The sequence below is a fragment of the Tildeniella sp. genome (genome assembly GCF_059505325.1).
In genome coordinates this window covers 22,151-36,786 of the sequence record NZ_JCACKI010000021.1, presented here as the reverse complement: position 1 = coordinate 36,786, position 14,636 = coordinate 22,151, and the positions used below count along the sequence as shown (strand labels likewise).

Below are 14,636 nucleotides of genomic sequence, written 5' to 3'. Positions count from 1 at the left end.
CGCCCCTTCACCACTGGCGTTTAACCCTTACCAGTAAACTTTCTCAGTAGTTAAGAAACGCTGCAATTGTCCAGTGGCAGCAGCAATGCAGCAGCATGACGGCTACGGCATGATTGAAGCTATTTGCTATTTCATTGTCTGATTCGTAAAGAGAAGATCTTTTCAGTTACCATCGCTAGTACCATTTAGAGTGCCGATCGTTGGATTTCGCCCCGCATGTCTGTATCTCGGTTTACCATCAATCTCGTTGAAGGGTCTGTGGCAATGAGCTTTACGCCCCAGGCTGCCAGAGAGTTACAGCTAGCGCTCTCTCAGCTTATGGACAGCCTCAAAGCCATTGCCACCAAAAAAACCGCTCCTGGAGCGCGCGCAACGCCTCAAAAGCCGATGGAGTACCAGTATACGGGTGATGTCTTTCTCGAAGTTTTTTGTAACCCTAATATCTGGTCAACCCCATTTGCTGCCAAAGTTTTGATTACTCTAAGGGACGATCGCATTCGCCTGACAACCGAAGCTGAACTCAGCCGTTTGATAGAAGACATCAATCAATATTTAGAGCAATATGCGTAAGGCATTGGGCTTATGCATCGGCTCAAAGATACTGAACAGCAAAGCAGCAGCACTAATCAAAGCAACTCACTAGAAGACTCTTTTTCCTCCGAATTTCAACATCTTCTACCTGTATTTGTAAAGTAGGCTTAAACTGTCCGCATGATGCTTAAAGGATACGATCGCGATGAATTCTGACAACCTTGTGCAACTGGTTCAAAAAGGGTTTCGTGTCACGCTTGGGGCGACAGCGTCTCTAGTAGAAGTGCTGCAAGATTCGGAAAAGCGCGGCGAGAATTTCTCTAGACTAAACCAAGAGTGGAGCGAGCTATCAGCCAAGTGGGCAGAGAAGGGCGAAGTAACCGAGCAGGAGGCACGCAACTTCGTCGATACGCTACTTTCCCAACGCTCTCAGCCGCCTGCTTCAGGGCAGACGAGTACTGTCTCGACAACACCGTCTGCCCCTCCAGGGATTCAGCTAGAGCTACAGGAGTTAACAGCACAAATTGTGGCTATGCGGGCTGAACTAGAGCAGATCAGGAATGAAGGCACATCATCCTAATTTGCTTCTTCTGGCTTGAACTCAGCTAGTCGTTGTCCCACTGTTCACGACCGACGAGATCACCGATACGATCGCGGAGCAGAAAACTGCATCGTTCCAGTTCGCATTCGACCAGCGCCCATTCGCGCGCTGGAATGAATTGGCAAAGAATGTAGATCGGCTGCTGACGGCTGACTTTACCTTTACGGACGAGTTCACGCGCCTCGTCTTGAATCACGCTGAGAGAATACTGTGCAGACTGAAGCATAATATCACCCTTGTACTGGCTAATGGAATTTTGGTGAGGAGAGGGAGCTTGTATGGAGCGACTTGAAGTAGCTGTAGGAGTAGAAATAAGTTAAAACTAAGGCTTAATTTAGAGGAAAGAGATTGTAGTCCTCTATACTGAACTCGTTTCATTTTCGCGCTAAACCCTCTTTGATTGTATTAAGAACTGTTGAAAAAGTCATCAAATCCTAACTAGATTCCGCAAAATCCTGGTATTAAAGCATCTAGCGATCAGTGGATTCGAGGAACGATCAAGGGATCTGTTGCGGAAGCTTAAAGAACGTGAACCTTGTCAGAGCCTTGAGCAAATTTACGCGCACTGCCTTACTCCTAGCTTTCGCAGGGGCTTTCTATGAGGCACGATTGCCTGATGCTTTGGTGCTAAATTTTACTCAGGAGCGGATTCAAAACGGCTGCCATCCGACGCTTCTGACGCTTGTAACACAGTTCTGCCGCCAACTCTAGCGCGGCTCTCATACTGGTTGCTTCTGCTTTGCCCTGCCCGGCAATGTCAAAGGCTGTACCGTGATCGGGCGATGTACGCACAAAGGGCAACCCGATCGAGGTATTGACCGCTCGATCGAACGCCATCAGTTTAACTGGAATCAGCCCTTGATCGTGATAGAGCGCCAGATAGGCATCGGCAGGATTAACGCTTCGAGAAGACGCAACTGTTGTACCCTCTACGTCCTGATGTCTCCCAAACCACGCTTGCCCTGGTTTTACCCATAGTGTGTCAGGCGGAATAGGTCCCTCTAATTGAAGTTGAGGAAGACGATCGCGCGTCTCGTCAAGCCAGGGAATCAGCCAGTCTTGTTCCTCCTGCCCTAATTTGCCCTGTTCGCCGCTGTGAGGGTTGAGTCCGGCGATCGCAATGCGGGGTGTTTCTAAACCAAAATCTTGTCGCAAACATTCGATCAGTAGATCGAGCTTGCGAGTGAGTAAGGCTGGAGTGAGGGCATCGGCAACCTGACGTAGGGGAATGTGAGTCGTTGCCAGTAGCGTTCTCAAAATCCAGCCTGTATAGGGCGATCGAGCGACAAACAACATACCAAAGCGGTCAACGCCTGCCCGTTTTGCCAGCAGTTCAGTCTGTCCAGGATAGGCATGTCCGGCTGCACTCCAGGCGGCTTTGGAAATGGGTCCGGTGACAATACCGTGAAACGTTCCATCTAAAGCATGGGCGATCGCAGTTGCTAGATAGCGAAAGCTGGTGGCTCCACTGGCAGCGCTTTCCTGTCCAATCATAATTTGCTCTTCTACAGAGGCATCCAGCGCCACGTCAAGGATATTTAGGTAATCTGGATTCGCCAGGGCAAGGTGTGAGTGGCGCGATCGCAACTGCTGGTAGGTAGCTATAAGACGCGATCGACTACCAACGATCGTCACGTCACAGTCCGCAAGTGGCATTGCCAGTGCTTTAAGTACCACTTCTATACCAATGCCTGCTGGATCGCCCAGCGTAACAGCCAATTGAGGGCGATAGGAGGTTGTGTCAGACATGATCAAATTTGTTCTTACTGCACCCTAGACCACTGTAGCGAGATTCAGCACTCGATCGCTTGACCGTATGTTGCGCTAGTGTCGCTTGTTATGCCCTTTGGCGGTCACATCGTCTAACTCAGCATACGCGGGTAAGGTCGTATCGATCGCCCTGCCAGCGCGTAACACAACGCGATCGTGCTGCGATCGCGACAGCAATTCACTATAGCGGCGTGCCTTAAAGAGCACGAGATCGGCAGGAAGACCCGCGCCAATGCGCCCTACAGTTGGCAAGCCCATGAGGTCAGCCGGAGTCATTGTAATGGCACGACACCATGTTCCATAAGGACGATCGAGGTGGGCAATTTTGACTGATAAGCTGAAAATCTCTAAACCATCGTGGTCACCAAAGCCATGAAACGGGTCGCGGCAGTTGTCGCTGGCGATCGCAACGGGTACACCTGCTTGCTTGAATTCGTGCAGCAGCGTCACCCCACGCCAGCGAGGGGTGCGCCCTGTTTGCCGATCTTGTAGATATAGATTGCACATGGGTAAGCTGACAATACCAATCTTTGCCTGCTTGACGAGGGCGATCGTTGCGATCGCCGTTTCCGGTGACTGTACCGCCAAACTACAGCAGTGCCCACACACAATTTGCCCCTGAAATTGGTGTCGAATCGCCGTCTCAGCAATGATACGTAGAGTTTCTGCATTGGGGTCGTTAGTTTCGTCCGCGTGAAAGTCCAGATTAAGGCGATGGGCTTTTGCCAGCGTGAAGGCGCGATCGACCTGTGCCTCAATGTCTGGGTTCATGTAAGCAACACCACCCAAAATGCCGCCAACCTCAGCAACTTGCTCAGCCAGTTGTTCACCCGCTTGCGTGCAATAGTATTCCAATGACACCAAAGAAGCGGCTTGCAGGGTCAGCCGCGCTCTCCATTCTGATTGGAGGGCTTTAAAGACGCTCAGGCTGATGGCTGCTTGTTCGCCCGCTGAGTCAATGTGGGTACGAAGTGCTTTTGTGCCATGAGCATAGCTACACTTCAGTCCGAACTCCATACGACGATACACATCATCCGCATCCCAATGTTTTTTAGCATCGGTTTGGCTGGTATCGATCGCGCCATCGAAGGTGCAGTCAGGATTGGGTGTCCGTTCCCAGATGTGCCCTTTGTCTAAGTGGGTATGTAGATCAACAAAGCAGGGAAAGACAATGCCGCCACCGAGGTCAACGGATGGTTGTTCATCGTTGGTTCTGCCTGCTGGAGCGATCGCGCCGATCGTACTGCCGTCAATTTCAACATCAACGAGAAGAAAGTCTGGCTGTGAGGCGCTCTGAGTAGCGGGTATAGGAAGGAGGTCGTTTGGACTTTGATCTAGCAGGGGTAGTGGAACGTGGGCATTTTTGAGCCAATAGCGATCGGAAGCCGGAATCATGAAGCCTGTCTCAATGGATGATCAAAGTCCAGCCGTTTTAAGGCTACCTGCATGTCGTTCTGTATGAACTACGTCGATTAGTTGTCCTAATGTATCGCAAGGTTTGATTTAAACCATCACCCGTGCAAAGCATCTCTGTGTTGGCATACTGTACGCACCTTAAAGCGCCCAAACAAAAGGGTGAGCCTTCGCCCACCCTTCTATTCGTGTCTAACTCAACTCTGATGTAGCGGTTCCCATTAGCGTGCGGTACAAGGGTTGGGGTTTTAAGGCAGAAGGAAAGCCGCCGTTCTCTTTAACTTAACTTCTGCCCTCTGCCCTCTGCCTTCTACCTCTTTGCGACTGTACTTCACTGGATTAGGAACCGCTGTAACGGATAGTCAAACGTTATACGGCTGCGAAGTATTCCTTCGACTTTTTGGGATCGGGGTTCATGGTTGCATCACCGGGCTTCCAACCAGCGGGGCACACTTCATCGGGATGAGATTGCACATACTGAATTGCCTGCAACGTCCGTAGAGTTTCGTCAACGCTGCGACCGAAGGAGAGGTTGTTGATAGTGGAATGCTGAATGATGCCGTCTTTATCGATGATAAATAGACCCCGTAGAGCGACACCTGCATCAGGGTCAAGCACGTTGTAAGCCGCGCTTACTTCTTTCTTAATGTCAGAAACGAGGGGATAGTTGAGGTCGCCCACACCACCGCTCTTACGATCGGTTTGAATCCATGCCAGATGAGAAAATTCGCTATCAACCGACGCGCCTAGCACTTCGGTACCGATTTGCTTAAACTCGTCGTAGCGATCGCTAAACGCAGTAATTTCAGTCGGGCAAACAAAGGTAAAGTCGAGCGGATAGAAAAAGAGCACAACGTACTTGCCACGGTAGTCAGACAGCTTAATCGTCTTAAACTCTTGATCTACTACAGCCGTTGCTGTGAAGTCGGGAGCAGATTGCCCAACGCGCAAGCATCCTTCTTGAGTCATGAGATTACAGTCTCCTTATCTTTGGGTATATTGGGTGCGTCTTGATCTTTGTCAGCGCGTTTGGTTCGCAGAACAATCAGTAAAGTCAGCCCAGCACTGGTTCGGTACGCACAACGACCGACAACTTAAGGACTGACCTGACTATATCATAGTCATAACGATTTTGAGTAAGGCGTTGATCAAGGAGATCCGATCCAGTCAGGCGCGATCGCGCCTTTGCCCGAACCTTCTTAAAAAGCTATGTTATCGCCCTTTAAGATCACCAATGTTCGCTTGAGGTCGGCGGTTAACTATCAAGTTGTGAGGGGCGATCGCTTCATCACATGCACTCTTCTCATGAAAGCCAATCGCTCTGTACTGCTGACGGAGTTGACGGCAAGGGCAACACACTCAAACATAAACTTGTCGTCTAGAACCTTAGGGCTTTGCGATTTAATCACCGACCAATTAACCAGGTTTCAGCTACGCTCAACCTTCAGTCATAGCGGGTTGAGCAGAGCCGAAACCCAAACCACTGGTATCTTCTTTTCTTGCAATCCCCTTAACGTTGTAAACGATCGAGCAAGTTGCAGAAACGGTCTAGTAGAATAGACTACCCGGAAGGGTAATTAAATAATGACTTCGACTCACTCATAATGTGGGCGTATAGCCCCCGCTTAAAGAGAGAGGAGAACCCGATTGCACCAGGAAACTGCTAAGCAAGTCAGTCCTTTTGGAGAAGCTGACTGTGAATCTGAAGTGAAGCTCCTCAAGCAAGATTACAGCGAATATTTCTTTTACGAAACTCGATTTAATAGCCTAGCGCTCGACCCAAATGTCTTCCTCATTGTGGGCAGAAGAGGATCGGGAAAAACGGCGCTCTCTCAATTCTTCTCCTTTCAAAAGCAGCTTCGTAACACGATCGCAATCGATGTCGATGAGCCTGTAGCCTTTGAACAAATTCTGGAGAAAGTTTCTAAACTCACCATGCAGTCCCGTGAGGTTGCCATTCCTAAGATTGCAAAAATATGGGATTTTCTCATTTGGCTGATCATCTTTAGACAGTTAAAAGGTCAGGATCTTCGGATTCAAGCTGCCTGTATTTTCGGCGACCATAATGGTAAAGTTTCCAACTTTATTCGCCATACGCTCAGCGCTCTGGTTAATCACTTTTTGGATACTGAAGGCGACTTATTGAGCGAACTAGAAGCCATTCTTTCAGATGAGAGAATTGCCGCAGGTAAAGTGGCTGTACTGGAACTAGCGCGCAAAAAACCGATTATTGTAGCGATTGATACCCTGGAAAACTATGCCGTTAATGATGACATCATGATGCGGACAACCGCAGCACTGATTCAATGCGGTTCTGAGTTTAATCGAGATCATGCCAGAAATGGAGTGCATTTGAAGATTTTTGTGATGGCTGAAGTATTTCCTTATCTGAAAGAAGAAGTCATTCTCAATACGCTGAAATTTGTGCGGCATGAAGTCTATCTACATTGGCGACCCAAAGATCTGATGCGGCTCATTAGCTGGCGCTTTCACCACTATTTGCGTGCGGTAGATCAGCTCTCTCAAGAGTCTATCAACATCAAATGGGACGACTATAACGAAGTCCGCGAGAAGATGTGGAATCCCTATTTTGGCAACAGCTTGCGGAATGATGGAGGCTTACCTGAGCTGACGTTTCCCTACGTGCTACGACACACACAGATGCGTCCTCGGCAATTGATTGTCCTTTGCAATACGATCGCCGCTAGAGCCGCTAGAGAAAAAAAATTCCCAGCTTTTCATCCAGAAACAATCATTAAAGCTGTTGCAGAAGGTGAATATGCCCTAGCAGAAGAAGTGCTTAACTCTTACAGTGCCGTTTACCCTAAAGTTGGCAGAATTGTGGAAGCGCTATCAGGTTTGCCAATGATCTTTAAAGGGAATGAATTGGACAAAAGAGCATCGCTCACCGCATCGGAATGGCCCTCTGGAGAATACTCTCCTTTCGCGTTTCGACAACTCATAGCTGAGTTGGGTATCATCGGACGGGTACGGACGATTGATCAGAAATCGGGCTTTGTAGAAGCAGATTTTGAATATAGTTCAAGAATAAGATTACCGCTGCTCGTTACAGATTACTGTGTGGTGCATCCAATGTTCTATCGGAGGCTCAATATCAACCTGAAGCCTAATCTACGGGTTTACCCTTTTCCTGAACATGAGGAGTTTAAGGAACTTGCCTATCGGTAATCTATGGCTGTTTTCAAATCGGTAAACTACAACTTCTTTGAGAGGTATTGTATTGGTTCATCTCCTTTCAGTACCGACTGAAGGCTTGCTCGTTTTTAGTGACTTCTTCAACTGATTCTAATTAATGAAAGAATTCAAGCTGTAAACAACTTGCCACCGCTTACCTTTTGCGCGATCGACTCCAAAGCCAAAAAAGACTGAGCCTAACGTCATGCTGATGCATCCCAGCCAAAGCCAAACCTGTATCATCAATTTCAGCCTCGAACATACTTTTATATGTTGAGGAGGCAGTCAAAAAGAATCGTCTACCCAATGAAGGAGATATTCTTGTAAGTTGATGCCTGTCTTTAACTGAGGGTACTGTTCATTAACTGCCGCTTCTGATACCTGTGGCTAATTTTTGGTAGGAACGCGATCGCGACCTTTGAAGGTATGGCACGATCACTCTCCTGTGATGACTGCTTCGAGAGCAATCATCTTTGTTGTTGGCAAGCATTATGCAACAGCGATCGTCTATGGTCGTAGCAGGGAACAACACAAAGGAGCTTAACCGTGAGTAGTCAGCAAGCGCAAACCTGGCAGACGACTGCCTTATTGGTGATCGTCGGTCTTGTGGCACTGCTTGGGCTGAATGCCTTTGTCATCGTCAATCCAGGCGAAGCTGGAGTGATTAGCATTTTGGGCAAGGCACGTGACGGTGAATTGCTGGAAGGTATCCATCTCAAACCACCGTTTGTCTCAAAGGTCGATATTTACGATTTGACCGTGCAAAAGTTTGAAGTACCTGCTCAAAGCTCCACTAAAGATTTGCAGGATCTAACTGCCAGCTTTGCGATTAACTTCCGCTTAGACCCAACGCAGGTTGTGAACATTCGACGATCGCAAGGTAGCTTGCAAAATATTGTGTCGAAGATTATTGCGCCTCAAACTCAGGAGTCCTTCAAGATTGCGGCGGCTCGTCGCACCATTGAAGAAGCGATTACCAAACGTGATGAGTTGAAGCAAGATTTTGATCTGGCGCTGGGTACTCGTCTGGATAAGTACGGCATCATTATTCTTGATACTAGCGTGGTCGATTTAAAGTTCTCGCCTGAATTTTCCCATGCGGTTGAAGAAAAGCAGATTGCCGAGCAGCGAGCGCAACGGGCTGTTTACGTGGCTCAAGAAGCTGAGCAAGAAGCCGAGGCAACGGTCAATCGCTCTAAGGGGCAGGCAGAAGCACAGCGCTTGCTGCGAGAGACGCTAACACCAGAACTATTACAGAAACAGGCGATCGAAAAATGGGATGGCAAGTTTCCACAGGTGATGGGCGGCAATGGTGCGCTGCCATTCATTAACCTGGAGGTTGCCAAGACTAAGGGTTGAAGCGCCTGTGATGCCGTTGACGGGTGCAGTGGGTACTGCGATCGCTAAACCGCTACGAATCCTCATTTTGGGCGGGACGGGTGATGCTGCTGCGCTGGCAATGCAACTTTCAACGCTTTCGGGTATCACAGTCATCACTTCGCTGGCAGGTCGGACTCAGCACCCATCAACGCTAGCAGGAGAGGTGCGAGTCGGCGGCTTTGGCGGCTCCAATGGTTTGGTCACTTATCTTCAAGAGCAGCGGATCGATGTCTTGATCGATGCGACGCATCCCTTTGCCGCAAAAATGTCCTGGAATGCAGCAACAGCGGCGATCGCGCTTGATATGCCTCATCTTATGCTCATGCGACCAGCGTGGGAGAAAGTTGCGGGCGATCGCTGGCTTGAAGTTGAGAGCGTCGAAGCAGCCGCGAAAGCCGTACCAGCCCATCTAAAACGGCTCTTTCTGACTATCGGCAGGCAGCAACTGGCTCCTTTTGCAACATTGACGGAGTATTGGTTTTTGATGCGATCGATCGATCCACCTGATCCCAGCGTGGCACTGCCCAACGGTAAATTGCTCCTCGATCGCGGTCCGTTCACGTTGGAAAATGAAATCGCACTTTTGAAGCAATACCAGATTGACGCGATCGTCAGCAAAAACAGCGGCGGTGATGCGACCTACGCCAAAATTGTTGCAGCAAGAAAGCTAGCGTTGCCGATATTTATGGTTCAGCGTCCTGCTATGCCTGAGGGCGATCGAGTAGCAGATGTTTCAAGCGCGGTGGAGTGGCTCAAACGATTGTCGTAGTAGGGCTTTCAGCGGTCAGCTTTCAGCGGTCAGAGATTTTTGAGATCTATTTTGGTGCTTCTTTAGTGCGTCGGGCGCGATCGCCTAGTAGCCGTTAAGTTTCTAGTTTTTAGTAAGCTACACTAATCGAGCGATTGGTCTAACAACCAACAACCTTTGTGGTATGCCCAAAGGGCTTTACAACTAATTACCTCACAAATCCTTACTTGAGGACTGGAAACTGCGTTTGTAGAAGTGTTTGAATCGCTTGTTCAATGTCTTCTGGCTTGGTTAGTGAGGAGTAGCGTTTAACCACATTGCCAGCGCGATCGACCAAAAATTTCGTAAAGTTCCACTTGACGGACTCGGTGCCCAAAAGACCTGGAGCTGCTTTCGTCAGGTATTGATAGAGCGGATGAGCATTCTGACCATTCACATCGATTTTCTGAAACAGCGGAAATGTGACACCAAAGCGCATCTCGCAAAAGGATTGAATTTCAGCCGTGCTGCCTGGTTCTTGCTGCCCAAATTGGTTGCAGGGAAAGCCCAGGATCACAAAGCCCTGCTTTTCGTACTTTTCATAAAGTGCTTGCAGCCCCTTGTACTGCGGTGTAAAACCACAGGCGCTGGCAGTATTCACAATTAGCAACACCTGATCTCGATAGGTGCTCAAGCTAATGGGCTTGCCATCTATGCTCGTAGCGGTGAAGTCGTAAAGGGATTGGGGCGTTGAGGCGGTCATAGCGATAGATGCTTAACAAAACTAAATGGTTCTTCACTCTAACTTTACCACTGTCCATTGTGTGATTGGTGCCAGCGATCGCCAGCCCAAAAACTGACCGATCGGCTCGGCGCGTTGAATCGCAATACGAGTAAGGGTTCCGCCTACGTTTTGTTGCCACTGAAAAAGCTGCTGTTCACCCGCGATCGTGACTACATTGGCAACCAGACGACCGCCAGATGGCAGCGCCTCCCAACAGGTTTCGATCATGCCGTCTGTTGTGATGCCACCACCAATGAAGATGGCGTGCGGCTGAGGCAGATCCTTGAGCACGGCAGGCGCTTTACCATCGATAATGTGTAACCCCGGCGTACCAAGTGCAGCGGCATTATCAGCAATGTATTGAGTTCGGGCTTTCTCAACGGCGATCGCACGGCAGCGAGGATGGCTTCGCATCCATTCAATGGCGATCGAACCACAGCCTGCACCGACATCCCACAAAAGTTCTCCTGGCATGGGTGCGAGGGCTGAGAGGGTGAGCGATCGCACCTCGCGTTTGGTCAGTTGCCCGTCATGATGATAGGCACTGTCTGGTAGTCCCGGTGTGCGTGGTAATGGTACTGTGCCTGGATCAGCGACACACTCGACCGCGATCGCGTTGAGGTCTGCTAAATCCGTTTCGTGCCAGGTAGACGCAATACCTGTAACGTGTCGTTCGTGAGCGCCACCCAACCGTTCTAAAACGGTCATCGCACTGTTGCCAAAACCGCGTTGAGACAGCAAATCGGCAACGATCGCGGGGGTTTGCTTACCCTCACTCAAAATCAAGAGTTTCGCACCAGGATAGAGATAGGGATGCAGTAGTGCAGGCGGACGATTGCACAAGCTGACCGTTTCGACCTCCGTGAGCGACCAGCCAAGTCGGGCACAGGCAAGGCTAAACGTCGATGGTGCCGGAAGAAGTGTCATTTCCGCCAGGGGAATGCGACGGAGTAACGTTACGCCAATGCCGTAGCACATGGGGTCTCCACTCGCTAAGACGCAAACGGCTTGCCCTCGCCGACGCAAAATTTCCTCGATCGACTCACGCATCGGTGCTGTCCAAACCAACCGCTCACGATCGTCAGTAGGCAGCATCGCAAGATGTCGATCGCCCCCCACCAGCACTTCAGCGCGATCAACAAGAGCACGTGCGATCGGGCTTAAGCCTTCCAACCCATCCTCACCAATGCCCACCACCGAAAGCCATTTTTGAGTCATAAAGTCGTTTTAAATTGCGTGTGAGAAGATAACAATACTTGAGCGGTCAGCGGTCAGCTTTAAAGACATACCCTGACGATCAATCATGCCAGCGTTACTCTGACTGAATATTCTGCCTGCTAGTCTTTTCGCTAAGAGCGAAAGATTGAGGGCTGATAGCTGATAGCTGATAGCTGCTTATTACAAAAAATGGCATCTCACGCGTCCACTGCTTTCTCATGCTAAGTTACTGAAGCCTAGAGTCGGGAAAGTCCGGTGTGATTCCGGTACTGTGCCGCAACTGTAATGAAGCGTTTTGAATGCTTTTAAGTCAGAATGCCGACTGGGTGGTATCTGCGGGATGCCTTTATTGTCTACTCCCTGCGTCGCACAGGGGAGGAGTTAGAGCTTTGTCATCATTCGCACCATCAGAATTTGCACCATCAAAATTTGCAACTTGCCCCGGCTTGTTTCAGCCATCAGTTGCGCGCGATGGGTTGCTGTCTCGCCTGAGAATACCAGGTGGGCTGCTAACAGTGTCCCAGTGTGAAGCGATCGCTGACCTTGCCGATCAAGCGGGTGGCGGCTATGTAACAGTGACGAATCGTGCCAATGTGCAAATCCGTGAGCTTCAGGTAAGCATTGATGGCGATCAATTGGCGCACTTACAAGCGGTAGGATTAGCCTCTCCTGTTACCGAGATTGATGCACTTCGCAACATCATGTGCAGTCCCACAGCAGGTATCGATCGCCAGCAATTGCTCGATACACGCCCGTTTGTCGCTGAGTGGAATCGTTATCTTACAACGCGTCCCGATTTTGCCGTGTTATCGCCTAAATTTAGCGTGTGTTTTGATGGTGGCGAAACGGTTTCGGTGCGCGATCGACCCAACGACATTAGTTTGGTAGCAGTGGCGATCGATGATGAAATTTACTTTCGTTTGCATTTGAGCTTGGGCGATCGTGGAGCATCGCCACGTGAAACAGACATTCTCATTAGACCAGAAGAGAGTCTGCAAGTGCTAATAGCGATGACAGAGGTTTATCGTGACTACACAATGCAAACGCTCGGTAATAGTAGCCGACAAAAACCGCGTTTAAGAACGCTTTTACACGACTGGGGTTTAGAAACATATCTGCGAACCATAATAAGTCGCCTGCCGTTTTTATTAGAACAAAAGGCAAGAATTCTGCTTCAGGGAAACGAAGAAATTGATCATAACTCATTCTCTAACTCATATCATCATTTAGGGATACATGCTCAACGTCAGCCTGGACTTTTTTATGTTGGTGTTGTTCTACCGCTGGGTCGCTTAGAGACGACACAACTGCGCGGATTAGCAACAATAACAGCACGATATGGCAGTGGCATTTTGCGAATAACGCCGTGGCAGACTGTGTTACTTTCTGATCTTCCAACGTCAGAAATATCAGTAGTAATGCAGGAAGTTGAACAGTTAGGATTAAGCGGATCATCCACACATTCTCACAGCGCGATCGTTGCCTGTTCTGGTACAACAGGTTGCAAGTCATCGGCTACTAACACGCAAGCAGATGCTCTAGTACTAGCGGCTCATCTAGAACAACATATCGTGCTTGATCGTCCGATTAATATCCATTTCAGCGGGTGTGAAAAATCCTGTGCTCAACACTCTGCCAGTGATATTACATTGCTTGGCATTACAACAGAACGTTACCGCGTTTATGTGGGAGATGGCGATTCAAATTTTGGTCGATTACTCTACCAAAACTACCGTTCTACACAACTGCCTGACCTAGTTGAGCAAATACTACGAGTTTATCAAACGTGTCGATCGCATTGGCATGAAACCTTTAGAAGCTTTGTTGATCGACATACGATCGTGGAACTGCAGCAATTACTTGATCAAGCTCGATTGACACCATGACTATAGTTCTGCACTTTACTGGATTTATAAAAGGTGTTAAGTATAGAGCTTGTTTGACAGAAAGTCTAGCAAAAGGCGCTTTTGCAGACTTTGACATCAATCAATCCAGCGCTTACGGAATCATACAGACAGATAGTTCAGAGCTAGCTTACTCAAAATGGGTTTCACCAAAACGAACAAGAAGCTACCCGTTTGCAAGAATTTATAATACTTACAACGCCGCAAAAATCCTAACTGTAATTCCTGTCATTAAAGACGAAGGAAGAGATGGAGATTTAGACAAGCTTCAGTATTCAACAATTTCATGGATGAATTTACTGAATACGTATATCGTTCTTGGATACTATGAAAATGCAGAAAAAAGTTATAAAGATAAGCAATCTACTAAGAATAAGCTCACCAAACAACGATTTAACAATGAATTTATAAAGTCTCAAATTCAAGAAATATTAGATTATAAGCAGAGTGCTTTGCATTGGAACAGAAGCTTGTTTGAGGAGCGCTTTGTCGAAATTTTTAGAAAAGCTCTCGACTCATACGCAGTTATATCGAGGCAAATTAATGTACCACTTCACTCTCATGCTGGAATGGAAAAGTATTTGCAGGCGATCATTAAGGATTTTGAAGAATTCAAGAATATTTCTTTGAAAGGATCGCGGGGTGCAAGTAGGCGAGAGGCAGCAACATCTCATAAGCTTGAATATCTCATTGATGGCATGAAAGCGACCTTCTGCATTGAAAACTATTTGGGAGGGACTTATTACTTGACACCAGATGAAATGATTCACGTAGACGAGAGTTACATTATCCAAGAATCGAAAAACTCGACTCGAAAAGCTTTACCAGAGTTGAGCGATATCCAAGATGGTCTTTTCAAGCTAATTGTATACTCAAATATAGATGCCTTACAGTTGAACGGTCATCGCGTCAACTTTTCTGTAAGACTGAGGCTTACAGGTAGAGGTATTAAGGATTCAATCATTTTACCTTGGTCCCCAGAAAAATTAGAAGAGTTTATTAGAGTCAATTCATTAGTGTTTAGTAAAAAGGAAGAGAGTACTATTAGAAAATTGTTGCTTGAGGTTGAGCACAATGAAAACGTAGAAATTGAGATCAGAGCAAATCGTTAGT

At 48.2% G+C, this 14,636-nt stretch carries 13 protein-coding genes and 1 riboswitch; of the genes, 7 read left to right on the top strand and 6 right to left on the bottom strand.

Annotated features, from left to right (window positions below; all coding sequences use genetic code 11):
- The first annotated feature begins 216 nt into the window (after nucleotides 1-216).
- Together AC5JO6_RS08940 and AC5JO6_RS08935 are read left to right on the top strand one after the other, a co-directional pair.
- Nucleotides 217-570, top strand: coding sequence for a hypothetical protein (locus AC5JO6_RS08940; RefSeq protein WP_496080711.1), 354 nt, complete (start codon nucleotides 217-219; stop codon nucleotides 568-570).
- Between the two features lie 166 nt (nucleotides 571-736).
- The gene (locus AC5JO6_RS08935) at nucleotides 737-1,111 is read left to right on the top strand and encodes a hypothetical protein (RefSeq protein WP_496080710.1); all 375 of its coding nucleotides are present in this window, start codon (nucleotides 737-739) and stop codon (nucleotides 1,109-1,111) included.
- 25 nt (nucleotides 1,112-1,136) lie between these two features.
- Here the strand turns inward: AC5JO6_RS08935 and AC5JO6_RS08930 are convergent, their stop codons facing one another.
- From AC5JO6_RS08930 to AC5JO6_RS08915, 4 genes are all read right to left on the bottom strand, one after another.
- Nucleotides 1,137-1,358: a DUF4327 family protein gene (locus AC5JO6_RS08930; RefSeq protein WP_496080709.1), complete on the bottom strand. Its 222-nt coding sequence runs from the start codon at nucleotides 1,356-1,358 to the stop codon at nucleotides 1,137-1,139.
- A gap of 401 nt (nucleotides 1,359-1,759) precedes the next feature.
- Nucleotides 1,760-2,881, bottom strand: a complete 1,122-nt coding sequence (gene pdxA, locus AC5JO6_RS08925) for a 4-hydroxythreonine-4-phosphate dehydrogenase PdxA (RefSeq protein WP_496080708.1) — start codon at nucleotides 2,879-2,881, stop codon at nucleotides 1,760-1,762.
- Nucleotides 2,882-2,956: 75 nt separating this feature from the next.
- Nucleotides 2,957-4,297, bottom strand: a complete 1,341-nt coding sequence (locus tag AC5JO6_RS08920) for a cytosine deaminase (RefSeq protein ID WP_496080707.1) — start codon at nucleotides 4,295-4,297, stop codon at nucleotides 2,957-2,959.
- A gap of 387 nt (nucleotides 4,298-4,684) precedes the next feature.
- Nucleotides 4,685-5,284 carry a peroxiredoxin gene (locus tag AC5JO6_RS08915; protein WP_496080706.1) on the bottom strand — a complete coding sequence of 200 codons (600 nt, stop codon included), beginning with the start codon at nucleotides 5,282-5,284 and terminating at the stop codon, nucleotides 4,685-4,687.
- 678 nt (nucleotides 5,285-5,962) lie between these two features.
- Between AC5JO6_RS08915 and AC5JO6_RS08910 the strand changes: the two genes are divergently transcribed.
- The 3 genes from AC5JO6_RS08910 to AC5JO6_RS08900 all read left to right on the top strand — a co-directional run bounded on the left by AC5JO6_RS08910 (nucleotide 5,963) and on the right by AC5JO6_RS08900 (nucleotide 9,659).
- Nucleotides 5,963-7,504: a P-loop ATPase, Sll1717 family gene (locus AC5JO6_RS08910; RefSeq protein ID WP_496080705.1), complete on the top strand. Its 1,542-nt coding sequence runs from the start codon at nucleotides 5,963-5,965 to the stop codon at nucleotides 7,502-7,504.
- Nucleotides 7,505-8,056: 552 nt separating this feature from the next.
- Nucleotides 8,057-8,869 (top strand): prohibitin family protein, encoded by an 813-nt coding sequence (locus tag AC5JO6_RS08905; protein ID WP_496080704.1) that lies wholly within the window; start codon nucleotides 8,057-8,059, stop codon nucleotides 8,867-8,869.
- Between the two features lie 40 nt (nucleotides 8,870-8,909).
- Nucleotides 8,910-9,659, top strand: a complete 750-nt coding sequence (locus tag AC5JO6_RS08900) for a cobalt-precorrin-6A reductase (RefSeq protein ID WP_496080750.1) — start codon at nucleotides 8,910-8,912, stop codon at nucleotides 9,657-9,659.
- A gap of 202 nt (nucleotides 9,660-9,861) precedes the next feature.
- Here AC5JO6_RS08900 and AC5JO6_RS08895 read toward each other — a convergent pair whose 3' ends face one another.
- Together AC5JO6_RS08895 and cbiE are read right to left on the bottom strand one after the other, a co-directional pair.
- Nucleotides 9,862-10,380 (bottom strand): glutathione peroxidase, encoded by a 519-nt coding sequence (locus AC5JO6_RS08895; protein WP_496080703.1) that lies wholly within the window; start codon nucleotides 10,378-10,380, stop codon nucleotides 9,862-9,864.
- A 33-nt stretch (nucleotides 10,381-10,413) separates the two neighbouring features.
- Complete coding sequence (gene cbiE / locus AC5JO6_RS08890) at nucleotides 10,414-11,619, bottom strand: precorrin-6y C5,15-methyltransferase (decarboxylating) subunit CbiE (RefSeq protein ID WP_496080702.1); 1,206 nt, start codon at nucleotides 11,617-11,619, stop codon at nucleotides 10,414-10,416.
- Between the two features lie 233 nt (nucleotides 11,620-11,852).
- Nucleotides 11,853-11,948, top strand: a riboswitch (adenosylcobalamin-variant (AdoCbl-variant) riboswitch).
- A gap of 60 nt (nucleotides 11,949-12,008) precedes the next feature.
- Between cbiE and cobG the strand changes: the two genes are divergently transcribed.
- Both cobG and AC5JO6_RS08880 read left to right on the top strand, forming a co-directional pair.
- Nucleotides 12,009-13,505 carry a precorrin-3B synthase gene (cobG, locus tag AC5JO6_RS08885; protein WP_496080701.1) on the top strand — a complete coding sequence of 499 codons (1,497 nt, stop codon included), beginning with the start codon at nucleotides 12,009-12,011 and terminating at the stop codon, nucleotides 13,503-13,505.
- Nucleotides 13,502-14,635, top strand: a complete 1,134-nt coding sequence (locus tag AC5JO6_RS08880) for a hypothetical protein (RefSeq protein WP_496080700.1) — start codon at nucleotides 13,502-13,504, stop codon at nucleotides 14,633-14,635. Before cobG ends, AC5JO6_RS08880 begins: the two co-directional genes overlap by 4 nt.
- Nucleotide 14,636 lies beyond the last annotated feature (1 nt).